The organism is Lentilactobacillus kefiri, from assembly GCF_009739535.1.
Classification (GTDB): Bacteria; Bacillota; Bacilli; order Lactobacillales; family Lactobacillaceae; genus Lentilactobacillus; species Lentilactobacillus kefiri.
The window spans coordinates 1,152,199-1,176,967 of the sequence record NZ_CP029971.1; the positions used below are offsets into that span (position 1 = coordinate 1,152,199).

Sequence of the window (24,769 nt, forward strand, 5' to 3'; positions counted from 1 at the left end):
AGCCCTTACAAAGCTACCTTTAACCGACTATACTACAAGTACAGTAAACTTTACACCGAATAGGAGGTAATATTATGAAAATACAAACTGCTGTTGCTCAAGAACAAGGCGCTCAACTAACCATTGAACCTGTTGAACTCGATTCACCGAAAGCTAATGAAGTCTTGGTTGAAATTAAGGCATCTGGTATCTGTCATACTGATGCCGCAGGAAGAGACTTTGCCACAACACCATATCCAGTTGCGTTAGGTCATGAAGGCGCCGGTATCGTTAAAGAAGTTGGTAGTAGTGTTACCAGTGTCAAACCTGGAGATCATGTTGTTCTTTCATTCTCATATTGTGGTCATTGTGAGAATTGTTTGACGGGTCATCCTGCGAACTGTGTTCACTTGAATGAGCTAAATTTTGGTGGTCGTCATTTCGACGGTACCCATCGGATCCACGATGAAAATGGGAAAGATATTTCAACATTTTTTGGACAATCTTCATTTTCAACATATTCAGTGGTCGATGAACACGGTGTGACCAAAGTTCCCACTGACGTTGATATTAACCTGTTAGGGCCGCTTGGATGTGGCTTTCAAACAGGTGCTGGTACTGTACTGAATTATCTCAAACCCGAGTTTGGCAGTTCAATTGTTATTTTTGGAACTGGTGCTGTTGGTTTATCGGCAATGATGGCTGCTAAAATTATTGGCATGGATCACATTATTGCTGTAGATATTCATGATAATCGATTGGAATTGGCCAAAAAGTTAGGGGCCACAGAAATTATCAACAGTAAAAATCATAATCCTGAAGAAATTATTAAGGGATTAGTTAAGTCGGGAGTTGAATATAGCATCGATACAACGGGTGTGCCTGGTGTCATTAAACAGGCTGTTCATGTACTAAAGCCTTCTGGAACATGTGCATTATTAGGGATGGCCGGAGATGTTACGTTTAATATTCAAGAAGAGGTTATGGGTGAGTCCAAAAAGGTAGTTGGTGTTATTGAAGGGGATGCAATTCCACAACTCTTTATCCCTAAGTTAGTTAAATACTTTAAAAAGGGATTATTTCCAATTGATCGACTTGTAAAGTACTATAACTATAATGATATTAATCAGGCATTCAAAGATTCTGCAGATGGCAGTGTTATTAAACCAATTGTAAAAATTAATCAATAAATGAAAAGTAGGGACACTTTATAATTGCTAATGACTTTGAGTCAAAACAATATTTTAGCGTTCCTACTTTTTTATTTCTTCAAATGTCAAATTAAGTTAGAAATTTTAGCTGCTCATCAGTGATTTGATTTACGAATGCCTCAAGTGGTGTTTGATAATTGAGACTTTTTCTGGGAATATGGTTCCGTCGACTAGCAACAGCCTGGACAAATTCATCTGATAGCTGGTCCATGATGAGATCATGGTGCAACCCATCCTTACGAAGTAAGTTGTTGGTGTTTTCATTCAACCCACGTTGATTGGGTGCTCCTACAGCGGCAAAGTAAATATTTAAATCAAACTGGTTAGCAATCGTTCGCCAACCGGCGAACTCCTTACCATTATCAAACGTGATGGACTTAAACAAGTGGCGTGGCAGCTTCGTCAACCAGGCTGCTAAACTACGATTGACGTTTTGTGATGACTTGGTATGTGAATTCAAAACAATTGCGACCTTGGTCTGCCGTTCAACCAGTGTGGTTACGGCACCCTGATGGTTTTTGCCTTGAACCGTGTCGCCTTCTAAATGACCGAATTCTCGTTTAAAATTAGGATAGTCCTGATAACGGGTTTTTAAATCTCTGCCCAATTGCCCAGCTTTTCCTCGTCGTTCAACGTACCCATTAGGGTGACGCTGACCATGCATGGGTAAATCTTTGGCGAACAAGCCAAAAGCATCATGTTTGAAAATGCGATATAGGGTTCGTACGCCGCAGCTAAAAGAACGTTCGTGGCGATTAATAATTGTATCTGGTTGCCACCCCGCTTGAATTTTGGCTTGGATATAAACCAGTTCATCAGGGGCTAGTTGAATGGGCTTACGCCCACAATGTTGTTTGTGCCGTCGATAATGTTGTTGGTAATCAATAAGCGTACCGCCAGCGTCAAGAAAACGATAGATGCGATAAACGGTTTCAGCACTCCGGTGGAGTGCTGGTGCTACTCGGTAAGCCTTTTTATTGAGCTTCCAAAAGGAATAAATTGTAGTGAGTTCGTCTATGGTAAGATGAGTATAGGTCATTTGTGATCAGCCTTTCTTTTGATTTCAACACTCAAAAGTCTATCACAAATGGCTTTTTAAATTTCTAACTTAATTTTACAAACAGGGTTTACTAGAAATTTTTAATGTTCCCAACCACACAAACGATATCCATGATGTTTTGCCCAGCGCAATGTCACGTGGCGCTTTGATCCGGCATGACTTAATCCCCGGCATCCACGTGAATAATGATACTTTTTCCCATGGTGTGGTGCGATCCAGACATAGGTTGTTCTGGCCGAAACGTCTTGTGGTGGTAGTGACATGAGCCCGCCACCGACAGTAAATGCGACTGCAACTGTTAAAGTTGCTTTTTTAAGCTTTAACATAGTGATACTCCCCCAATAAATGATGTTGTGTGAATTTTCTCACAAAAAATATTGTATCATATTCTCCTCATCATTAATATCAAAATTCTGATATTCATATAAGTACAGCATCGTTACTTGGCTGCCATGATCTTCCTGATGTTCTTCTGTAGCTCCGGCACCACCTCATCGGTAAACCAAGGGTGTTGTTTCATCCAGCCGTAGTTGAGTGGCGAAGGGTGGACCAATGGAAAGTATTCTGGTAAATATTGATCAAAATGGCGCACTGTTTCGGTCAAATTTTTACCACGTGACTTTCCCAGATAATATTTCTGCGCATACTGACCAATCAGCAGTTTAACTTTGATATTCGGCATTAACGCCAGCAACGGAGCATGCCACTTATCCGCAAAGCCCTTCCGCGGCGGTAAATCACCATGAGCACCCTTTCCCGAATAGTAAAATTCCAAGGGCAGGACAGCGACTTTACCAGAGTTATAAAATTCATCCTTGCTCAGACCCATCCAATCCCGGAGCCGATCACCGCTCGGGTCATCCCAGAACACCATGGATGCCTGGGCTTTCCGGCTGGGCGCCTGACTGATAATGAGAATTTCAGCCTTGGGGTCAATGTGATACAAAGGAAGAATCCCATTTCCAGTAAATTCTTGATTTTGCGGATCTGCTTGAATCTCTTTAAAAATTTCCTCTGCCTTTTTCATCGGGTTCTCCTTAACTAATTGGCTTTAACTCTAATTGTCCACTATTTAAAAAAGTTCGCAATCCTAATTTAAGCGGCTGTTCATGAAATGAAGTAAGATATTAATGATAGCGGTGATTTCGAAGGTGGGCAAATCCCAATGGACAAAAAGATCATTTATTTTCTATGTACCGGCAATTCTTGCCGCAGCCAAATGGCAGAAGGTTTTGGCAAACAATATCTGCCCCATGAATATCTGGCATTATCGGCTGGAATTGAAAGCCATGGGGTAAACCCGAAAGCGGTCCAGGTAATGGCCGAGTCCGGGATCGATATTTCAAAACAAACGTCAAAGGTGATTGACCCAAAGATTCTCAACAACGCTTATTTGGTTGTGACGCTTTGTGATGATGCCGAAGAACGCTGTCCAGTAACTCCACCACAAGTTAAACGTGAGCATTGGGGATTCCCAGATCCTGCCAAGGCAACGGGAACGGATGCACAAAAGCTGGCCGTATTTCGATCAGTCCGTGATGGCATAGCCGCTAAAGTTAAGGAACTTGCAGGTCGACTTTGACATCGACATTCAAATTGATTATGAAATCCTATTTGCATTTCGTTAATGCCGTGTTAAGATAATAGTTAAATTAAAACATTAAGCGATGATGAGAAGAGTAGCAGGCATCTTTTTGAAAAAGCGAGCTGTGAGTGGTGCGAGGCAGCCAAAAAGATTCCCGTGAAGATGAGCTCAGAGCATTAGGCACGTGAAAGCGATGCCTACGTGAAGACACGTTACGATCTCAGACTTAATTAACGATTATCGTTAACGAGTCCTTAAGGTGACTGGTTGAAAGATCAGCCATGAAACTGGGTGGCACCACGTGTATACGTCCCTACAGTATTTACTGTAGGGACATTTTTTTGTCCTCAGACTCATTATCCAAGGAGGCTTTTTATGTTAGCGGCAGAAAAGATTGAAGTAAATAAGGACGGTACCAGACGGGGATTATCCAACCTTGCCGTTCAAATGATTGCGTTTGGTGGTTCCATTGGAACAGGACTGTTCCTTGGTGCTGGGAGCACTATTCATCGAACCGGTCGATCAATTATTTTTGTGTACTTTATCATTGGGATCTTCTTCTTTTTGATGATGCGGGCGATCGGTGAAATGATGTATGCCGACCCTGAGCAACATACCTTTGTCTCGTTTATTGGGAAATATGTTAACCAACGACTGGGCAAATTTGCCGCATGGAGTTATTGGCTGGAACTGATTTTAGCTGGGATGGCTGAATTGACGGCAATTTCGACGTATGTTAAGTATTGGTTCCCTAGTGTTTCAGCACCGATTATCCAAGTATTATTTCTTTTGATCTTGAGTGGCGTCAACCTTGCGATGGTCAGTTCGTTTGGCAAGTCCGAAACGTTTTTGTCTGGAATTAAGGTAATTGCGATTCTCGCTCTGATTGTGATTGGCGTGTATCTTGTATTCACCCACCACGAAAATCCAGCTGGAACTCATGCCTCATGGGGGAATTTAACCACTGGATTCTCAATGTTCCCTAATGGGATTCACCAATTTATCATGGCGTTCCCAATGGTTTTCTTTGCCTTTCAAGGGATGGAGTTCGTTGGTATCACAACTGCAGAAACTAAAAATCCACGCAAGGTATTACCTAAGGCAGTCAACCAAATCATCGCACGAATTCTATTGTTCTATATTGGTTCCTTGATTATTATCATGGCAATCACCCCATGGAAAACATTGAACCCTAACCAAAGTCCATTTGTTCAAATCTTTAATCTTGCCGGGATTCCAGGTGCGTCAGCCGTTATTAACTTAGTGGTCATTGCAGCTGCAATGTCAACGTTAAACAGTGCGATTTTCTCGACTGGGCGTCACTTGTATCAACTGGCCCAAGAATCCAACGAACCTGCAATGAAGCCATTTCAAAAGGTTTCCAAGAGTGGGATTCCGATCGTTAGTGTCCTGTTTTCAGCAGGGATGATGCTTTTGGCACCAATCATCAGTTCATTTAACTCACTGGGTGCTGCGTTTTCCTTCATCGCTTCAGTTTCCAGCGATATTTATATTCTGGTCTGTATGTTGACGGTGGTGGCACATTGGAAATATCGTCATTCCAAAGATTTTCAGACCGATGGGTTCAAGATGCCCAATTATCGTTGGTCAAACCCGTTAACAATTGCATTCTTTATCGCAATTTTTGCCAGTTTGTTCTTCAGCAGTGAATCATTCTTACCAGCTTTGGGTGCCGTTATCTGGGCGGTTGTCTTCTATGCAATTATCAGGTGGCGGGACTCGAATAACTTTGGAATCGCAAACGATTAAGGAATGATTTGATTAGACCCCAGAACATCCATCCTGTATGATAAAAGTAACAAATAAGGAGGATGCAATCTTGAAAAATGTCTACTTTGACCATGATGGTAACGTCGATGATTTGGTATCATTGTTGCTCTTGCTGCAAATGCCCGAGGTAAATTTGACCGGTGTCGGGGTAATTGATGCGGATGGTTACATTGATGGATCTGTACCGGCTTCACGCAAAATCATTACCAGATTTGGGCACGGCGCCCAAGTTTCCGTTGCGGCATCAAATTCACGAGCGGTTCACCAATTTCCAAAGGAATGGCGACTGAGTTCATTTTCATTTGATGCTTTCCCATTACTCAACGAACACGGCGCTCCAACCACGCCACTGGCTGAAAAGCCGGCTCATTTGGATATGATCGACAAGCTCCAGAATACTGAAGGCAAAACCGATTTGGTTATGACCGGGCCGCTTACTGATTTGGCACGGGCTTTGGAGGTTGATCCAACGATCGTCAAAAAGATTCAGCGGCTGTACTGGATGGGTGGCACAATGCGCACTGAAGGTAATGTCCTGGAACCCAAACATGATGGGACGGCAGAGTGGAACGCTTATTGGGATCCTGAAGCTGTTAAGACGGTCTGGGATGCTGACATTGATATTCAAATGGTGGGCCTTGAAAGTACCAACCAAGTTCCGTTGAACGCTGATGTTCAGCAGCATTGGGCCAGCTTGAGGCGGTACCCAATGATGGATCTGATTGGCCAAGGCTATGCGCTGGTTTCATCCTATGAAGCCAATTCAACTTATTATTTGTGGGATGTGCTAACCACCGTTGCCAGTCAATATCCGGATCTCGTGGAATCCAAAGATATTAAAGGTGACGTCCTGACGACTGGTGCCGGTGCCGGACGGACATTTGAAACCAACGATGGCCGACCGATTAACCTGGTTACCGAAGTGCGTGGTAAAGCATTCTTCAATAAGCTGGATGAGCTGTTAACAAAGAACGAGTAAACAATAATATTGCCAGTATTATGATTTAAAAATAAACTATAAAAACCTCTTTCGATATTTAAACTCGAAAGAGGTTTTTGAATGCAATTATATGGACCTGATTATTATTTCTTAATAACACCTTTGACTAGAAAACTAATATCCAAAGGTGAAACGTCGTTGGTTAAGTTTCCAATGGAAAGATAGTCCGCACCGCATCCTTTAAAGGAGGCAACTGTTTCTTCCGTAATTCCACCGGATGCTTCAATTTTCATCGTTTCGGGGACTAGTCGTTTCCATTCTTTGATGGTTTCCGGTTTCTGATTATCAAACATGATGACGTTGGCACCCACAGAAGCGGCGTCTTTCAGCTCGTCTTCTGTTTCGACTTCAATCTCGATGGGAGTCAATGGGCCGACATTCCTTTTGACTGCCAATAACGCTTCACGGACACCGCCCGCTAATGCAATATGGTTGTCCTTCAGCATAATCCCGCCGGTTAGGTCAAAACGATGGTTAAAGCCGCCACCGGCAGCAACCGCAAACTTATCAAACATTCGCAAACCGGGTGCCGTCTTTCTGGTATCGGTTATCTTGATTGTCGGATCGTCTAATTTGGCAATGATCCTGGCAGTTTTTGAAGCAATCCCACTCATCCGTTGAACCAAGTTTAAAATAACCCGTTCGCCGGTTAAGAGAACTGATGCCTGGCCGGTTGCCTTACCAATGATTGTTCCGTTGCTGACGTATTTTCCATCTTCAACAAGGGCTGTATAGTGGGCGTTACCAAGCAAATCATAGGCTGCTTGAGGAATCTCCTGACCGCAAACCACGCCGGCTTGTTTAGCAATAAATGAGCCGCTGATCACTTTTGAACTTTGAAGATACTTGAGACTCATGTCACCAAAGTTGAGATCCTCATTGAGAAATTCCTTTAACTTTTCGGCTAGCAAAATATTATTCATAGGGTTACTCCTTTGAGCCTTTTGAAGCAGCTGGCAGGGTTAATACCGCAATTGAACCGATCACTAACGAAATCATGAAAATGATGAAGACGATGTTAACACTGGCTTGATGGTCCATCAGTATTCCGACCAACAGCGGACCGGCAATCGCACCAATTCGGCCAATTCCTTGCGCAATTCCAGTCATTGTTCCTCTGATGGTACTTTCATAAAGATCCGGAGTGAGGGCAATGATTGCACCATAAGCGCCAAGGTTGAAGAACGACAGCACACATCCGGCAATGATAATCATCAAAGCGGTTGTCGACTGACCAAACATAATGGCACCAACAGCGGTTCCCAACATGTAAATCGAAAAGACATATTTTACTTTGATTCTTTTTGCCAACCAAGCGGCACAGAAGTAACCGGGAAGTTGGGCGACGACAATAATAGTTGTGTAACCAAAACTGCTGACAACTCCATATCCCTTATCAATCAAGATACTTGGCAGCCACATAAACATGCCGTAATAACTGAACATGACCATGAACCAAGCTATCCAAAGGGTGATGGTCCAAGGCTTGAATTCTGATTTCAAGGTTGACCGCCACTCACTTGATTGCTTCGGCAGTGTATGAATTTCATGGATATGACGGCGTAAGACCAAGGCGAAGAAGCCGGCCAATGCGGTTAAAATTAACAGTCCCCGCCAACCCAATACTGGGGCAAATAATACGGATAGAAATGATGCGACCAACCAGCCAACGGCCCAAAAACTATCGGCTAAGATCAGCATCTGTGACCGCTTTGAACCACGGTACATATCGGCTACATAGGTTGCAGCAACTGGCAACTCACCACCAAGCCCCATTCCGACAATAAAACGAATGGCTAAAAATGTATAAAATCCTGGGGCTGCGGCAAGCACTAAATTTCCGATTGAAAAAGTCAGCAGGGTGATGATCAAGGTGTTCTTTCGTCCAATCCGATCTGCAAGACTCCCAAAATAAAAGCCACCACAAATCATTCCAACCGTACTGATGGAACTAATTAATCCGGTTTGCGAATTTGTCAGCATCCACTCCTTATGAACGATTGACATGATAAATGACAATAACCCAACATCCATGGCATCAAACATCCATGCGGTTCCAATCACCATGAACGTGAAGGATTTTGAACTTTGTTTCGTATTATCCAAGTTGATAACCTCCCAATTAATTTAAAAGTATAAAATACTATTATTTGAATGAATTAAAGTACAAAACACTTTAATAAGAGGATACCCTAACCCATATAAAAATACAAGCGGTCATTTGACTATTTGATGGGGAGGTTGGTGACGCACAAAGTGTTGTGGGTACGTGACAAACGGTTGCTTGGATTGGGCGAGGATCTTTTTACAGGAAGCCTTTTGAATAAAAAATAGGCAGCTGTTTCGTAACTAGAAACAGCTGCCTACATCGTATTAATCTATTCATTTTATTGTGCCTTGGTTACTGAGTTCCAGAACAAACGGTTACTTTCACTGGTTTCCAAGTTGCCAGCGTCTTCAGACTTCTTTGCCAATACCTTGTTGAACATCTTTTCCAATGCTTTCTTCATATTACATGGCCTCCTAATTTTTTTGAGTTGTAAATTTGGGAAATCAACGTTTGGATTAACCGAGCGTTTCTCTCCTTCAACTCTATATTTAGTATAGGCCTTTAAAGATTACATTTGCAATGATTTACACACATTTTTGTAATAAATGTTGTGAAACTGCAATAAACCGTTTCCAACATGCTTACACGTTTATGAAAACATAATAAAAGACACAACACATCATATGTTGTGCCAAGTGCCCCCATACTTCTTAATCAATTTTCAGTTCGTATCTGATGGTATCTCATCGATACACACATCTATTAGGATCTTGAATGGGTACTCATTTCTACTCCCCCGGTTGCGATGTTAAGACCGCAACTTGTGAAAATAGAAGTTAACCAGATACCTTATATTTTAAGGACCTACTGACTACATTCACGTCATTATTATACGATAATGTGAAACAGTATACAATGTCAACTAACCAAAAAAATAGCAGCTGGATATTGCTATCCGGCTACTATTAAAGCTTCATTTAAACACTTAATTTCCAAGCTGTCACAATGGTCATGATGCCCATGACAATCAGAGTTGCGCCAAAGAATTGCAGTAATATCAAAATTGTTCCGAATGGATTGAATGCCAGCAAAATTCCCACTAGAATTAAGAGGACGCCATATAGAACAAACGGCATTGGTGAAATGTTGACGTATTGACGGTGGTTCAGCGCTGTGAAGACGTTGGAAATTCCGGTAATGATCAGCACGATTCCCAAGATAAACGGTAGAAATGACAGTAATGGGACTGCCAGGATAAAGACGATGATTGCAATCACAATTTGGGCAATGCCGATTGCCATGCTATAGTCGGTGACTTCATTGTTGACCCTTTGCCGCCAGGCGGAGATCAGGTTAATCACGCCAAATACAAGAAAGAATGACGCAATCAGGCTAATGACGATATTCAGTGTTCCGTGTGGATCAAATAAGAAGAACAAGCCGAAGATTATGTAAGCAAGACTTTTAAGCCAAATAAAATTTCGAATTCGGTTAATAAATGTGTACATATCATTTCCCCCAAACGTTTATATTACCTATATAATACAAGTAATAATCCGAAAACGACAGTATAGAGGTGCCCCATGCAATATCCCAACGTTCATTTAGCAAAATTCATTGACCGGCCCAACCGGTTCATTGCCCATTGTCAGTTAATTGATACTGGCGAAGTGGTCACCACTCACGTGAAGAACACGGGCCGGACAACCATTCTTCAGCCGGGAGTCACGACTGCTTTGGTCCATAATGACAATCCCAACCGTAAAACCCGGTATGATCTGGTGGCGGCCAAAAAATATGACCGGCAGTGGATTAATATTGATTCGCAAGCTCCCAATAAGGTTGTCAAAACCGGTTTGGAGACCAATTACATCAAATTACCCGGCATTCAATCCATCTCAAAGGTGAATCCTGAGACAACCTATTTGGATTCTCGCTTGGATTTTGCGGGTGCCGACAATTTGGACCGGCCGTTCTTTTTGGAAGTAAAGGGCGTGACTTTGATTAATGAAGGAATTGCGGCGTTCCCGGATGCTCCAACAACCAGAGGCCTAAAGCACGTGCAAACGCTGGAACGAGCAGTTGATGCCGGATACTTGGCATACTTACTGTTTGTGATCCAAATTTCCAACGTCAAAAAAGTCACCATTGATCGTGACATCTTTAACGAACTGGCCGTTGAAATCGGTAAAGCTCAACGAAAGAGCGTCCACGTGGTCGCATACGACTGCAAAGTTGAGCCGGATACATTGGTGTTGGATCAACCGGTTCCATTTGATTTGAATCAGAAGTTCGTGAGCGATGGGCTGCCTTCATCGATTGGTAAGCAATCCAAATAATAAATTATATTATGTCTGCTCCATAGATAATTAAATAGCGCCTGAAACGTCAACTTTTACGATGATGTTTCAGGCGCTATTTTTATTTCCATTATAAGGATTAACTGATTTTCGAAGGGTTACGATCGACCATTGGTACCGTCACCGGGCACATACATACTTTGGGCAATCATGAAAATGCCAAGGAGCAAGCCAATAATGTAAAAGCCGGATCTCATACTTAAATGAAGGCCGGGGCCAAAAAAGATGGCACTTAAGTCCCCAACGACAAGTGCAAACCCAATCCAAAAATCAAATGTTTTATAGAATTTACGATTAAACCAACTATCTTTCATAAAACGGACTCCTCAATTTCTAACTCGACAATGTAATCATTTTCATTATACCGTAGTTTCAAGCTGATTAATATACCAGTTCTTTGAAGGATGGGTTGGAATGATGCCGATTATCATGAGCAATTCCTTTCTGCCGGAAAAGTATCCATGCTAAAATTAGCTTGTAAACGGTACATAGAATTGTTGGATTGAGGGGATGAATTTTATGAATAAACATCATATTATTAAGCAATTATTGATTCTATTCGCAGCTGTCTTTTCATTTGGACTGGTTACTGCCGGTACAGCTTCCGCATCAGTCTTTGGAGATCTCTACAACCAGACGTTAACCGCTAAAAAAGTGAAGCCAACCAAGGTTACAGCAAACACGGTTACCACGTTTGATATTGTGTTGAAGCCGCAAAACGAGCAACAGTATTACCAAGAAGCCAGCGATGTAAATGATCCAACCAAATCAGATTTTAAGGACTTCTTGACCGGTCCGCAAATTCAGGCCAAATATGGTCAGCCCCAATCGGTATTGAATCAGTGGGTGGCCTTATTTAAGAAGAATCATCTGGATGCTCAGCCATACAAGAATGGGCTGGTGATTAATGTAACCGGAAAAGTTAAATACATTAATAAGATGTTCAAGATGAACATGCGAACCGCCCAGTACCATTCAGATCCGCTCCAATTTGGTAAATCAAAGCCATCGATTCCATCCGACTTGCAGGACACTGTGTTGGCAGTTCTGGGGATGGCCGATCATAGCAAAGGGTATTTCTACCCGGAAACCGATGTGTCGTTTAATAAGAATGATGATACACCCAACTATGCCAACTCGGTTAATCACGGCTACACAAGCCGATTTACCGATACTTACGGCGTTGATAATTTGTATAAACAGGGATTAACCGGTAAAGGTCAAACGATTGGCATTATTACATTTGGAAATGTGGTTAAAAGTAATTTGTCCCATTTCTGGAAACATGAAAATGCCAGCACTGACAAGAATCGATTTACGGTTCGAAATGTCAAAGGAAATGTGGTAAACAAAGGCTATGTTTCTCATGATGATTCCGAAGCAACAATGGATGTTGAGTATGCCGGATCGGTGGCACCACAAGCCAACATTAAGATGTATTACAACAAGGCAGCCACTTCAGATTATATGAATCTCATCAATTCATATCTGATGGCCTACGATGATGGGGATGTCAGTGCCATCAGCAACAGTTGGGGCCTTGGCCCGAACAACTATTTCCAGATACTTGAAAAACGCCACGTGATGCCATCACAATACGTTCAAATCCTCAATATGGTTTTGGCCCAAGGAGCCCTTCAAGGAATTTCAAGCTTTGTGGCTGCTGGTGATAATGGTGCGCTCAACTACACGATCAGTGGGATTTCAGGCAATGACGTGATCCTTGATCGTTCGATTCAAGATTGCGACCCTTATCCTTCCAACCCATGGATTACTTCAGCAGGTGGAACCAGCTTACCATTTAAAAAAGATATGAAGATTAATGACAAGTCAATGGGCACCATTACCAACTCAAAAGAAAGAGCTTGGGGATCCGATTACTACTGGCCATTCCTACAAGCCAACAGCAACTTCCTGGCAACTATGCCAGAGTTCTGGGATTTGATTAGTGATGCTGGCGGTGGTGGCTTTGATCAAGCCTATCAAACCCCTGATTATCAAGAAGGAGTACCCGGCGTTAACACCTATAATGCCCGCGAGTACTTGTCACAATATAACCAGCCGGTCTTTAATGCCCCATTATTCCATGGTACGAACTGGGGTCGAAATTATCCAGATATTTCAGCCAATGCGGATTCAATGACCGGATATCAGGTCTATCAGGCATCCAGTGAAAAGCCTTGGAACAATTATGGCGGTACTAGCGTTGTTTCACCACAGTTTGCCGGCGTTGCTGCTTTAATTAACAGTGCCAGCGGCAGACAGCGAATGGGATTCTGGAATCCTCAGCTGTATCAATTGGCAACCAAGAGTGATTCTCCATTCCATCCATTAAATGACACTGACGATAACTCTAACCTGTATTACACTGGTCAGCCAGGAACCGTTTATAACCAGGCAACTGGTTTGGGGACGGTTGATTTTAGTAAGTTGTTTGATGTTTATAAATGATGAGTTGAAAAGTGAATCGCAAAAAGATGACTTAAAATGTCATCTTTTTTTGTGTCATAATTTTGATTAGCTGACTCTTTTGTTCTGATATCTATGTGATAAAAATCCAGAAATTTATAGACTTGTTTAAGAATTTGTTGATGGCATGCGTGGCTAATCAATCCCGACAAATAGGGCTCTAAAAGCATTTAAAGATGCTTTTAGAGCCCTTTTCATTTGTTTTCAAAACTGGCTGCCGAAACATAATCTTTACATAGTCCCCAATATCTTTACCTGCAATTTACATTAACGAAATCGCGAATTTACATTGAACGGCCACAATAATAAATGTATTCAAATAAATGATTTTGAGGTGAGATATTTGTCAATTACTTTAAGAAACGTCCGCAAAGATTATGACGCACAGACAGAGGTCCTGAAAGATATTTCTGTGAAGGTTGAAACTGGCGAGTTCTTCGTCATCGTTGGACCTTCTGGATGTGGTAAAAGTACATTACTTAGAATGATCGCCGGTTTAACTCCAATTACGGCTGGTGAAGTCAGCATTGATAATACAGTTGTTAATGATTTACCTCCCAAGGCACGAAAACTAACAATGGTTTTCCAAAATTACGCCTTATTCCCATTCATGAACGTTTGGGACAACGTCGCCTTTGGTTTGAAGGCCCGTAAAATGGATCAAGCAGATATTAAACAACGAGTTGATGAAGCTCTTAAGATGGTTAATTTAACTGAGCTTGCAAAACGTAAGCCTCGTGAATTATCAGGTGGTCAACGTCAACGTGTTGCTTTAGCTCGTGCCGTTGCCAGTGACGCCAAGATTTGTTTAATGGATGAACCATTATCTAACTTGGATGCCCAGTTGCGAATTAAGATGCGTCAAGAAATTTACGCACTGCAACGCAAACTTGGATTGACTTTGATTTATGTTACTCATGATCAGGTTGAAGCTATGACCATGGCTGACCATATCATGGTGCTTAACGACCAACACGTTCAACAAATTGGTACACCAAGTGAAATTTACCAAAACCCAGCCAATGAATTTGTGGCTAAGTTCTTTGGTACTCCACAAATCAACATCTTAAATGCGACCCGTTCGAAAACCGATAACCATGTTTTGGATGTCGATTCCGATTTGGAAATTGCATTGGATGAAGAAGTACCAGCTGAAAACGTCAAAATTGGAATTCGTCCTGATGACATGAAAGTTGAAGCGACTGAGAGCGTTGAAGCTAATGCCACCATTAAGAACACTGGGTTCCTTGGTGATGAAACCATTATTTACGCAACCTTGAACAGTGGCGAAGATATTCATGTGGTAGTTCCTGGTCAAGTTAATTACCGGATCTTCCAGCCAATTAAAGTGACCGCAGATTCCAATTTGATGTTTTTTGACAAAGATGGTAAACGTATGAATCTTTCGAAGGAGGCTTACGTTCATGCTTAAATCACCAACACAGTCAAGACCAAGAACACCGCTTTCAGTTCAGAAAACTAAAAGCAAGATTGAGGAGCAGGAAGCGAAGTTCACGCTGAATGCCAAAGATAAATATTTTGCTTGGGCATTTCTTGGACCGTCACTTTTAATCCTCGGTGTATTTATCTTTTATCCAATGGTACGAACCTTGTATCTTAGTTTGTTTCTGACTAACACTGTTGGAAAAACCACTGTTTTCGTTGGGCTTTCCAACTACATCAGTTTGTTAACATCGGCAGATTATCTATCAAGCCTGGGTGTGACCCTATTCTATGTTTTCGCAGTAACCATCATTACAATTTCCTTGGGCTTGGTACTCGCAAACCTGGCAAGCAAAAGGTTACCTGGAATTGGCCTTTTTCGCACACTATTTTCGGCAACTATGGGAGTTTCCGTTTCCGTTGCCGCTATCTTCTGGCTATTTATTTTCAACCCTTCAACCGGGTTTCTTTCACTGATTAGTACTTTCTTACATCTGCCACAAATTCCATGGTTAACCGATCCAACTGCTGCTATGTGGGCTGTCATTATCACCACTGTTTGGATGAACTTGGGATTCACATTCCTGATTCTCCTTGGTGCCATGACATCCGTTCCAACAACTTTGTATGAAGCTGCCAACATTGAAGGCGCATCATCACGTTTCCAATTCTTCCACATTACAATCCCTTCAATCTCACCAACATTGTTCTTCGTTTCAATCATTACTTTGATTGAATCATTTAAGAGTTTTGGTTTGATTGACTTGATGACTAAAGGTGGACCAACCAACGCAACCAACATGTTGGTTTATCGAATTTACAAAGATGCGTTTTACAGTGGTAACTTTGCGCAAGCAAGTGCCGAATCAATTATTCTGACAGTTATCATTGCATTGTTTACGCTTCTGCAATTTAAAGTTTTGGAAAAGCGGGTGAACTACTAATGGATATTGTGACTAAGCCAAAGCTGTCACGCCGAATTTTGGATTATACCCTGCTGACGGTCTTAGCATTGATCGTCTTGGCACCGTTCCTAATCGGTTTGTGGACCAGTTTTCTACCAACTATGCAAATTGCTCAAGGTAACTTCTTGAGCACGAAAGTTTCGTTTCAAAATTACATCGATGCCTTTACTCAAACCCCAATCATTCGTTACTTGGGAAACAGTTTGGTAATCTCAACGGCAACGATGATCGCTCAATTAATCTTTTGTTCAATGAGTGCCTACGCATTCGTCTTTCTTAAGTTCAAAGGCCGTAAGTTGTTGTTCACTCTGTTCCTGGCAACGATGATGCTGCCATTTGAAGCTGAAATTATTCCCAACTTCCAGACTGTTAAGGCAATGGGATTGTTAAACACATACTCCGTAATGGTTATTCCATTCTTAACTTCCGCATTTGGTGTCTTCATGCTTCGTCAATCATTTATGCAGATGCCAATCGAATTAAAAGAAGCTGCCGATATTGAAGGCTTGGGCCACTTCCAGTTCTACTGGAAAATGGTCTTACCATACAACCGAATTCCACTGATGACACTTGGTGCTTATAGTTTTCTTGGTGCCTGGAACCAATACCTCTGGCCAATGTTGACCACCTTCAGTAATGATTTTCGACCTGTTCAAAATGGTCTGCGTCAACTCCAGTCTGAAGAGACCTTTAACGATTGGGGAATGATTCAAGCCACTGCTGCAATTGTGGTCATTCCAACCTTGATTGTCTTATTCATCGGTCAACATTACTTCAAATCAGGTGTGAATGAAGGTGCAGTCAAATGATGAAGAAATTTACTGCCTTTTTGAAAGCTTATGCATTACCAATCTTCGCTGTCTTCGCCCTTGTATTGGGGTTTGCGTTTGTGAATGGTTCAAAGAACGCAACGACTGCTAAAGCCGGCAGAACGCCAATTGTTTTCTGGCATGAAATGGGCGGCCCTGCTGAAGTTGCTTTGGATAAAATGGTGGACGATTTTAACAAATCTCAAGACAAATACGAAGTTATTCCACAGTATCAAGGGGTTTATGATGAAGCCGTTCAAAAGATCATTCAAAGTCACGGAACCAGTGCCTCACCAGCTGTATTCCAGTCATTTGATATTTCAACTGCGCAAATGATGCACAGTAAATACACAACTCCCGTACAAAAATTTATTGATGAAGATAATTATGATACCAGCAATATTTCACCAGTTGCCCGTTCGTTCTATTCAAACAAGGGTAAACAACTGGCAATGCCATTTAACACTTCACAACCAGTCCTTTATTACAACGCTTCATTGTTCAAGAAGTATGGTGTCACACCACCATCAAAGTCACCAAGTTATAGCGAAGTGACTCGTGCCGCTCAAGAACTTTATAAGAAGTCCGGCCATAAAGTTAAAGGGATGACAATTGAAATTTATGGTTGGTTGATGGAAGAAGCTTTGGCTAACGCTCATACTTCTTTGATTAACAATGGTGATGGCCATACCGGCAATCCAACCAAGATTAACTTGAACAACCCAACTACTAAGAAATTCTTGAAATGGATCAGAACCAATATTAAATCCGGTGATTTCGTCAACTATGGTTCTGGTGCCAGTGCTGAAACCAACGAAATTGCAGCCTTCTTGGCTAACAAGTTGGGAATCTTTGTTCAATCTTCCGCATACATTGGTCAGTTGACCACTGGAACCAAGAACAAACTGGGAATTTCATACTTCCCACATCCAGATGGTGTGAAGGCTAACGGTGTTGGAATTGGTGGTGCTGCTCTTTGGATTTCCAATGATAAGCCAGCTAAGACTCAACGTGGTGCTTGGGAATTCATCAAGTATACTCAAACTGCCAAGAACCAGGCTGCATGGCAAAAAGCAACCGGATACCTGGCTTTGAACAAGAATTCTCAAAAGACCAAGATCTTAAAAGACTTGTACAAGAAGATTCCTTCAGCCAAAGTTCCCGGTGAGCAGTTGGCAAGTGCCAAGCCAAACAATACCAACTCAGGTATTCTGATGGAAGGTATGCAGCTGACTCGTGAGTTAGAACAGACTGCGATGGAAACTGTCTACAACGGTGGCAATATCAATTCTGCCTTAAACACTGCCGACACAGCAATGAACGCCAACTTGAAGACGACTAACAAGGCCGACGGCAGGTAGCTTATTGCGATCTTCCATTAAGACTCGACCTGAATCTTAAAGGGAAGCTGATTGAATTGAAAGAGAGTTACGAATTGAAAGGAAGTTATCCATTTTGACTACCAAAACATTGATTTTTGGGCATCGTGGTTACCCATTCAAGTTCCCAGAAAATTCATTAAAAGGATTTCAGTATGCAATTAATCATGGAATTGACGGTTTGGAATTCGATGTGCATTTGACCAAGGACAATGTGCCTGTGATCATGCACGACGAAAAGATTAATCGGACAACCGACGGCAAAGGGCTGATTCATTCATATACCCTGAAGGAACTCCAACAGTTCCATATGCGAGATGGTGAAACCATTCCGACATTGAAGGATCTGCTGTCATTAGCCGCCGGTAAGCCGGTGCACCTGAACTTGGAATTCAAGACTAATAAGATCCATTATCCAAATATTGAACAAATTGTGCTTGATTTAGTAAAGCAATACGATTTGGTTTATCCAGTTATCTTCTCCTCATTTAACCTGGATTCACTCAAAATTGCCTACAAGATTGATCCATCTCAGCAATACTGCTTATTATCCGATCACGTGATTAAGGATGCTAAGGCATTGATTGTTAAGGATCATTTATCTGGCCTTCACTTAAGTCATTATCAACCATTGCCAAATGTTGCTGAACGCATTTGGACGGTTGATGACCCTAAGGACCAAAAGAAATTGTTGGCCGATCATGTCGCTGGCATTATTACCGACAACTTTGAGCAGGCTGTTAGATTGAAGAACAACGCGGTTGCAATGTAATCGTTGTTATAAAAAATACCCATCCGGAAATTTTCCGGATGGGTATTTTTGGGTTTCATTTATTTGGTTACGTATAGGCCTTTATAACCGTTGCTCATTCCAGCAGGATTCCACACAAAGCCGTGGATATTTGTTCGCCAGAGTTGGGCGTTGGCTGGTTGATAAAGTGGGATAACACCTTGGTCTTTCATTAAGACCTTTTCGGCGTTTACCAAATCGTCATAACGCTTAATTTTATTGTTGGCATCGGTAGTTTTTGATGCAGCAATATATTTATCATACTTGGCGTTGACCCAGTGACCGTTATTAGTTGGGTTGCTCTTGGTTAACAGATCCAAGAAGTTGATTGGGTCGGCAAAGTCGGCACCCCAAGATGAGATAACCAGGTCAAAGTCACCGCTGGTTGAACGGGATAACTTACTCTTGGTTGGAACATTGTGGATCGTAATGCTTAAACCAGGCAGCTTGTTAAATTGGCTCTGAAGATACTGAGTCGTCTTCTTTGATTGATCGGTATCATCACTTAACAGTGATAAGTGAACTTTCTTCTGGCCAACCTGCTTCAGACCTTGAGCCCAGAGCTTCTTTGCTTGGGCTTCATTGTAGGCAACCCCTGATTTTTCATAGGCGTCACTGGCAAAATCGGCACCGGTTTTCGGATTCTTGAAGAAATTGGTGGAAACAAATCCTTTTGGAGCCGTTGAACCGTCACGCAATACTTGAGTTGCCAATGATTTCTTATTGATAATCTGTGATAAGGCTTGGCGAATTTTGACGTTCTTTAAAGCCTTAACCCGCTTTTGATTCATTTCAAGATAAATGGTTGAGCCACCGACGAATTTCTTAAATTCTGGTCGGCTCTTGTACGAAGGGACCTCTTCACCAGATAGGGTGACGACATCCAGCTTGTTTTGTTGATAAAGGGAAAGTCCGGTACTTGGTGTCTTAACAACTTGGAACTTGAGTGTATCGAGCTTAACGTCTTTTTTGTCCCAATAGTTGGGGTTCTTCTTCATCGTCCAAGTATCGCTGGTTCCGTTCCAGTCGGCCAGCTTAAATGGACCGTTATAAGAAGTTTTGGCACTGTTTGTCCCATAGCTGCTTCCGTACTTCTTAACTGCGGATTCCTGTTGTGGGAAGAAAGTTGGGAATGCCAGGAGCAATTTGAAGTATGGTACTGGATGACTTAGATGGACAACCAGAGTGTGTTTGTTAGGTGCTGACACACCAAGTTTGTTGGGTGACATCCGATTCTTCTGGATGGCATTATAGTTCTTCACGCCTTCAAACAAGTATGAATAACCGGCTGCGGTCTTTGGATTAACAACCCGTCGCCATCCGTATACAAAGTCGTTGGCGGTTACCGGTTGGCCGTTGTTCCACTTGTCGTCTGTTCGCAGATTGAATTTGTAGGTTAAGCCATCTTTTGAAACTTGAGTTTTGGTGGCCAGAGCATTTTCAATCTTTGAATTTGGACCGAGGCGATAAATCCCTTCACTAATTTGATAAAGGGGCGTAAGACTACCGCTGTCGGATGCTTTTGCTGTATCCAAAGTTGAAATTTCAGAATCGGTGCTGATGTTGACCGTCTGATTTTTCGCCATCTGGGTACTCGATTTAGTGCTGCTGGTTTTACTGCCGCAGCCTGCCAGGACCAATACCAATGCGAGTGTCCCGGTGATTGCTAAAAGATGTTTATTGAATTTCACGATTTAACCCTCTTTTTTGACATAAAAACTGCCAGCACTTCAAAATTGCTGGTCAGTTATCTATGAATTTATTAAGTTACTTGGAATATGTTAGTACCAAGGTTCATTATGTTAACACGAAAGTTGGTGGGTCGCAAATGATGCGGGGGCAGCTGGGTCTCGTCACACTTTGGCTGAATCGTGTTTCGACGGCCGGCTGAAAGCCTGCCTAGCCTACTTGGCGACGCAACTGAGGCTAACTTCTAAGTGCATTTTGACTCAAATCCAAACCCAGGATTTCAGTCAAAACACCCTTAGAAACCGCCTCACCCGTTGCTGGTCACACTTTGGTTGAAACGTGTTTCGACGGCCGGCTGAAAGCCTGCCTAGCCTACTTGGCGACGACCCTGACCCCTACTGCATAAGTCAGAATCAACAACAATGAACTCAACCCGTTCATTATTGTTGATTCCGCCTTATGCTCCGGGGCCACCCAGGTCTCGTCACACTCTAATCGAATTCCTCATACACATTCGGATCCTGTCCGTCCACTCGGCCATCCGGTTTTGACAATGCGTTGATTGCCTTGATTTCTTCATCTGTTAACTTGAAATCGAAGATATCCTTGTTTGCTCTTTGATGAACCAGGTTGGTTGAACGTGGTACAGGGATGATTCCTCTTTGAGTGTGCCATCTGATAATGATTTGGCCGACGTTTTTACCATATTTATTCGCGAGTTCTTGGATAATTGGTTCTTTGAGAGCAGCACTTCCACGGCCTAATGGGCTCCATGCTTCAGTGACAATTCCCCGTTTTTTATCTTCCTCCAACATGCGTTCATTGTTCCAATATGGGTGAACTTCGATTTGGTTAACTGCTGGGGTTACCCCGGTTTCGTTAATCAGTCGATCCAAATGTTCCGGCTCAAAGTTGGAACCCCCGACCGATCGGATCAAGCCACGTTTCTTTGCGTCAATCATCGCTTGAAATGCTTCAACGTAGTGATCACGTTTTGGCAGTGGCCAATGGATAAGAAAGAGGTCAAAATAATCAAGGCCTAAACGGTACAGGGATTCTTGGATGGCTTTGGTTGCTTCATCATATCGATGATATTTTCCTGGCAGCTTTGAAGTCACAAAGAATTCTGAACGGGGGATGCCTGACCGGCGAATTGCTTCACCAACCATTCCCTCATTGTCATAATTGGTTGCGGTATCCAAGCCGCGGTAGCCATCGCTAATGGCGGCCATCGTTTGTTGAAGGCCTTCACCACCGCGGATGCCAAAGGTACCAAATTGAACCTTGGCCATCTTGTATCCATCATTTAATGTAATTTCTGGGATTGCTTCATTTGCCATTATCATTTACCTCCATGCTCATTTAACCAAGCCGATCTGCTATGTAGCTGCGCAAAATGGCTGATTTATTTTTTAGGTTGTTGATTATTATTTTCAGAATGATTGACTGGTTTTGTTTGAGTTGGCTTGTCAGCCTTTCTGACGGTGATATACCAGCCGACCTGCATTGATTTGTTAGGGTTGATGTACTCCACGCTAAAATCATAGTATTTGGCGCTGGGGCTTTTTTCGATCAGCATGTTTTTAACGTCTAGGGCATCTGATCGGCTTTCAAACCGCAAATTACTATTTGTACTATAGCCACTATGCTTGCTGGGGTCTTTGTAAGTCTGGTTAAAAAAATCCAGATATTCTTTGGAGTCGTTCAAGGTATCACGTCCTTCCTTCTTCCATTGTACCCAACATGTCCGGCAATTTCATTGCAGAAGGTCAATTAAGTTTAAAACGAGCCAATATTTGACGTTGTGAGGGTCTTTCAGGGCTGTTTGAATTGTCTTTCACATGAGAAACCTCTAAAATAAGTACTATATGGCGAGGAGGGGATCGTCTTGACGAAAAATGGCTTGTTACTCGTGAATTTGGGTTCACCAGTATCACCCAGTAATAAAGATGTGAAAGCTTATTTAAAAGAGTTTCTCAGCGATCAAAACGTGGTCACGCTGCCAAAATGGTTCTGGCAGCCGATTTTGCGTGGGATCATTTTACCCACCCGAACTTGGCGATCCGCAACCTTTTATCAACATATGTGGACGAAGGCGGGGTCACCACTCACGGCCTACACGGAAATCATGCAGCAAAAAGTTCAGCATGATTTGCCGGACTGGGACGTTCAATACGCTATGAACTACGGTCAGCCGCGAATTGTCGATGTCCTGCGTGAAATGAAAGACCATGGTGACAGCCAGATTGTTGTTTTGCCACTGTTCCCGAATTACACGCAAAGTACCCACGACACAATTATTGAAAAGGTCCATTCAACCGGCATTAAGACCCACATCATTAAGAATTTTTATGACGAGCCAAAGTACCAACAGATTTTGGCAAAGCAGATTGATGAGGCATACCCCAAAAAGGATTATGATGCCGTAATTTTCAGCTACCACGGCATTCCAATGTCCATGGTTAAGAAAGGGGACCCTTATAAAGGCGAATGTGAGGCCACCACTGCTGGGGTCATGAAGTATTTGACCAAGGTCCCTCAATCCAAGGTGAAGACTGTTTTCCAGTCTAAATTTGGACCAATGCCCTGGCTGAAACCTTACTTGAAAAATTATTTAATGGAATTGGCGGCCATGGGCAAACGGAACGTCTTGTTGGTTACCCCTTCATTCGTGGAGGATTGTCTGGAAACGATTGAAGAAAATAATGTCCAAAACTACCAAACATTTAAGGCGAGTGGCGGGATTGTCTTTGATGCAGTTAAGCCAATGAATGCCAGTAATGACTTTTGTCATTTTCTGGCAGACATAAGCGTTAAACAACTTCGGGGAGGTCAGACAAATGAGTCAGGAACCCACGCATAAAAGCCTCGATGAAATTAACCAAAGTGTGGAAGTTCCCAGCGTGTATGAAACGTCATTCCTCCAGAAATTTTTAGCCTATAGTGGGCCTGGTGCCTTGGTCGCTGTCGGTTATATGGATCCCGGCAACTGGCTGACGTCGCTTTCTGGTGGCAGTCAGTTCCGGTACGCCCTGCTCTCGGTCCTATTGATGTCCATTTTGGTGGCGATGTTCATGCAGACACTGTCAATCAAGCTGGGAGTGGTTGCCCGTTTGGACCTTGCTCAGGCAATTGCCCAAAAGGTGCCCAAGTCGGGCCGATATACGCTGTGGATTATTAATGAATTGGCGATGATGGCCACGGATATGACTGGGGTTGTCGGAACCGCGATTGCTCTAAAGTTATTGTTTGGTCTGCCGCTGGTCTACGGAATTCTGTTGACAATATTCGATGTCTTGTTAGTGCTATTATTTTTACGATTTGGAATTCGAAGGATCGAATTTATTGTGTTGGCAGCGATTCTGATAGTCGGGGTTATCTTTGGCATTGAAGTGACCAGAGCAACACCCAACATCGTTGAGATTGCCGGAGGATTGATACCGACAACCCACATTGTCACCAACCATGAGATGCTGATTATGAGCTTGGGGATCGTTGGGGCAACCATTATGCCTCACAATGTTTATCTTCACTCTTCCCTGGCACAAAGCCGGCGTTACGATTATCACAATCCCAAGCAGGTTAATGAAGCGTTGCGGTTTGCAAAATGGGATTCCAATGTTCATTTGGTGGCCGCGTTCTTGATTAATGCATTGCTGCTGGTTTTGGGCGGTACGTTATTCTTTCACACCAACAGTCACTTTTCCGCGTTTCAAGATGTTTATAACGGATTGAAGAGTTCGGCAATTGTGGGCAGCTTGGCCAGTCCTTTAATGAGCACCCTGTTTGCGTTTGCGTTGTTGATTACAGGAATGATTTCGTCAATTACCAGTACCCTGTCTGGACAAATTGTGATGGAAGGGTACCTGCACATCCGATTGCCCTTGTGGGAACGACGACTGCTAACCAGGTTTGTGACTTTGATTCCGATTTTGGCAATTGGATTTCTAGTTGGCTTTAACGACCATGATTTTGAAGAGATTATTGTTTATGCGCAAATTGCGTTATCGATTGCATTGCCATTTACATTGTTTCCGATGGTTGCATTAACCAGCAACCATGATCTGATGGGTGTCCACACTAATCGGCGGTACGTCACAGTTATCGGCTATTTATTGACATCAATCATTACCATTTTGAACTTGCAGTTTGTGCTTGCGTCAATTTAGGAATACCGCATTTTAAACTG

The 24,769-nt window shown here is 42.6% G+C and carries 24 protein-coding genes; 13 read left to right on the forward strand and 11 right to left on the reverse strand.

The window, feature by feature from the left end; translation table 11 throughout:
* Nucleotides 1-74: 74 nt before the first annotated feature.
* The gene (locus DNL43_RS05555; protein WP_056982842.1) at nt 75-1,169 is read left to right on the forward strand and encodes an NAD(P)-dependent alcohol dehydrogenase; all 1,095 of its coding nucleotides are present in this window, start codon (nt 75-77) and stop codon (nt 1,167-1,169) included.
* A 91-nt stretch (nt 1,170-1,260) separates the two neighbouring features.
* Here the strand turns inward: DNL43_RS05555 and DNL43_RS05560 are convergent, their stop codons facing one another.
* The 3 genes from DNL43_RS05560 to DNL43_RS05570 all read right to left on the reverse strand — a co-directional run bounded on the left by DNL43_RS05560 (nt 1,261) and on the right by DNL43_RS05570 (nt 3,277).
* Entirely contained in the window at nt 1,261-2,229 is a 969-nt protein-coding gene (locus DNL43_RS05560) for an IS30 family transposase (RefSeq protein ID WP_054769923.1), read from the reverse strand.
* Between the two features lie 101 nt (nt 2,230-2,330).
* Nucleotides 2,331-2,576: a hypothetical protein gene (locus tag DNL43_RS05565; RefSeq protein WP_054768804.1), complete on the reverse strand. Its 246-nt coding sequence runs from the start codon at nt 2,574-2,576 to the stop codon at nt 2,331-2,333.
* 113 nt (nt 2,577-2,689) lie between these two features.
* Entirely contained in the window at nt 2,690-3,277 is a 588-nt protein-coding gene (locus tag DNL43_RS05570) for a uracil-DNA glycosylase family protein (RefSeq protein WP_054768803.1), read from the reverse strand.
* 138 nt (nt 3,278-3,415) lie between these two features.
* Between DNL43_RS05570 and arsC the strand changes: the two genes are divergently transcribed.
* The 3 genes from arsC (at nt 3,416) to DNL43_RS05585 (ending at nt 6,605) form a co-directional block, all read left to right on the forward strand.
* On the forward strand, nt 3,416-3,832 hold the full coding sequence (gene arsC, locus DNL43_RS05575) for an arsenate reductase (thioredoxin) (protein ID WP_054768802.1): 417 nt from the start codon (nt 3,416-3,418) through the stop codon (nt 3,830-3,832).
* A gap of 378 nt (nt 3,833-4,210) precedes the next feature.
* A complete protein-coding gene (locus tag DNL43_RS05580) occupies nt 4,211-5,605 on the forward strand; it encodes an amino acid permease (protein WP_056982979.1) in 1,395 nt (464 codons plus the stop codon).
* Nucleotides 5,606-5,675: 70 nt separating this feature from the next.
* On the forward strand, nt 5,676-6,605 hold the full coding sequence (locus tag DNL43_RS05585) for a nucleoside hydrolase (protein WP_054768801.1): 930 nt from the start codon (nt 5,676-5,678) through the stop codon (nt 6,603-6,605).
* A gap of 104 nt (nt 6,606-6,709) precedes the next feature.
* Here the strand turns inward: DNL43_RS05585 and nadC are convergent, their stop codons facing one another.
* The 4 genes from nadC to DNL43_RS05600 form a co-directional block, all read right to left on the reverse strand.
* Nucleotides 6,710-7,549 carry a carboxylating nicotinate-nucleotide diphosphorylase gene (nadC, locus tag DNL43_RS05590; RefSeq protein WP_054768800.1) on the reverse strand — a complete coding sequence of 280 codons (840 nt, stop codon included), beginning with the start codon at nt 7,547-7,549 and terminating at the stop codon, nt 6,710-6,712.
* A 4-nt stretch (nt 7,550-7,553) separates the two neighbouring features.
* Nucleotides 7,554-8,732: an MFS transporter gene (locus tag DNL43_RS05595; RefSeq protein ID WP_054768799.1), complete on the reverse strand. Its 1,179-nt coding sequence runs from the start codon at nt 8,730-8,732 to the stop codon at nt 7,554-7,556.
* 281 nt (nt 8,733-9,013) lie between these two features.
* Nucleotides 9,014-9,136 (reverse strand): hypothetical protein, encoded by a 123-nt coding sequence (locus DNL43_RS12275; RefSeq protein ID WP_261907043.1) that lies wholly within the window; start codon nt 9,134-9,136, stop codon nt 9,014-9,016.
* Between the two features lie 517 nt (nt 9,137-9,653).
* Nucleotides 9,654-10,184, reverse strand: a complete 531-nt coding sequence (locus tag DNL43_RS05600) for a DUF308 domain-containing protein (protein WP_054768798.1) — start codon at nt 10,182-10,184, stop codon at nt 9,654-9,656.
* A 75-nt stretch (nt 10,185-10,259) separates the two neighbouring features.
* On the opposite strand from DNL43_RS05600, the gene sfsA reads away from it, so the two are divergent.
* Nucleotides 10,260-11,015 (forward strand): DNA/RNA nuclease SfsA, encoded by a 756-nt coding sequence (sfsA, locus tag DNL43_RS05605; RefSeq protein ID WP_056982981.1) that lies wholly within the window; start codon nt 10,260-10,262, stop codon nt 11,013-11,015.
* A gap of 119 nt (nt 11,016-11,134) precedes the next feature.
* On the opposite strand, the gene DNL43_RS05610 is transcribed toward sfsA, so the two are convergent.
* The gene (locus DNL43_RS05610) at nt 11,135-11,350 is read right to left on the reverse strand and encodes a hypothetical protein (RefSeq protein ID WP_056982983.1); all 216 of its coding nucleotides are present in this window, start codon (nt 11,348-11,350) and stop codon (nt 11,135-11,137) included.
* A 205-nt stretch (nt 11,351-11,555) separates the two neighbouring features.
* On the opposite strand from DNL43_RS05610, the gene DNL43_RS05615 reads away from it, so the two are divergent.
* The 6 genes from DNL43_RS05615 to DNL43_RS05640 all read left to right on the forward strand — a co-directional run bounded on the left by DNL43_RS05615 (nt 11,556) and on the right by DNL43_RS05640 (nt 18,873).
* Nucleotides 11,556-13,487, forward strand: coding sequence for a S53 family peptidase (locus tag DNL43_RS05615; RefSeq protein ID WP_056982985.1), 1,932 nt, complete (start codon nt 11,556-11,558; stop codon nt 13,485-13,487).
* A 361-nt stretch (nt 13,488-13,848) separates the two neighbouring features.
* Nucleotides 13,849-14,937 (forward strand): ABC transporter ATP-binding protein, encoded by a 1,089-nt coding sequence (locus DNL43_RS05620; protein WP_056982987.1) that lies wholly within the window; start codon nt 13,849-13,851, stop codon nt 14,935-14,937.
* Nucleotides 14,930-15,892 carry a carbohydrate ABC transporter permease gene (locus tag DNL43_RS05625; protein ID WP_054768797.1) on the forward strand — a complete coding sequence of 321 codons (963 nt, stop codon included), beginning with the start codon at nt 14,930-14,932 and terminating at the stop codon, nt 15,890-15,892. The genes DNL43_RS05620 and DNL43_RS05625 overlap by 8 nt, the downstream gene beginning before the upstream one ends.
* Nucleotides 15,892-16,722, forward strand: coding sequence for a carbohydrate ABC transporter permease (locus DNL43_RS05630; protein ID WP_054768796.1), 831 nt, complete (start codon nt 15,892-15,894; stop codon nt 16,720-16,722). The genes DNL43_RS05625 and DNL43_RS05630 overlap by 1 nt, the downstream gene beginning before the upstream one ends.
* A complete protein-coding gene (locus DNL43_RS05635) occupies nt 16,719-18,083 on the forward strand; it encodes an ABC transporter substrate-binding protein (RefSeq protein ID WP_056982990.1) in 1,365 nt (454 codons plus the stop codon). The genes DNL43_RS05630 and DNL43_RS05635 overlap by 4 nt, the downstream gene beginning before the upstream one ends.
* A 94-nt stretch (nt 18,084-18,177) precedes the next feature.
* Nucleotides 18,178-18,873: a glycerophosphodiester phosphodiesterase family protein gene (locus tag DNL43_RS05640; protein WP_054768795.1), complete on the forward strand. Its 696-nt coding sequence runs from the start codon at nt 18,178-18,180 to the stop codon at nt 18,871-18,873.
* Nucleotides 18,874-18,932: 59 nt separating this feature from the next.
* Here the strand turns inward: DNL43_RS05640 and DNL43_RS05645 are convergent, their stop codons facing one another.
* The 3 genes from DNL43_RS05645 to DNL43_RS05655 form a co-directional block, all read right to left on the reverse strand.
* Complete coding sequence (locus DNL43_RS05645; protein ID WP_056982992.1) at nt 18,933-20,582, reverse strand: peptide ABC transporter substrate-binding protein; 1,650 nt, start codon at nt 20,580-20,582, stop codon at nt 18,933-18,935.
* 489 nt (nt 20,583-21,071) lie between these two features.
* Complete coding sequence (locus DNL43_RS05650; RefSeq protein WP_156645021.1) at nt 21,072-21,920, reverse strand: aldo/keto reductase; 849 nt, start codon at nt 21,918-21,920, stop codon at nt 21,072-21,074.
* 65 nt (nt 21,921-21,985) lie between these two features.
* The gene (locus tag DNL43_RS05655) at nt 21,986-22,288 is read right to left on the reverse strand and encodes a hypothetical protein (RefSeq protein ID WP_056982997.1); all 303 of its coding nucleotides are present in this window, start codon (nt 22,286-22,288) and stop codon (nt 21,986-21,988) included.
* 180 nt (nt 22,289-22,468) lie between these two features.
* Between DNL43_RS05655 and hemH the strand changes: the two genes are divergently transcribed.
* Together hemH and DNL43_RS05665 are read left to right on the forward strand one after the other, a co-directional pair.
* A complete protein-coding gene (hemH, locus tag DNL43_RS05660) occupies nt 22,469-23,443 on the forward strand; it encodes a ferrochelatase (protein ID WP_056982998.1) in 975 nt (324 codons plus the stop codon).
* Entirely contained in the window at nt 23,421-24,749 is a 1,329-nt protein-coding gene (locus DNL43_RS05665) for an Nramp family divalent metal transporter (protein WP_054768793.1), read from the forward strand. Before hemH ends, DNL43_RS05665 begins: the two co-directional genes overlap by 23 nt.
* Nucleotides 24,750-24,769: the final 20 nt, after the last annotated feature.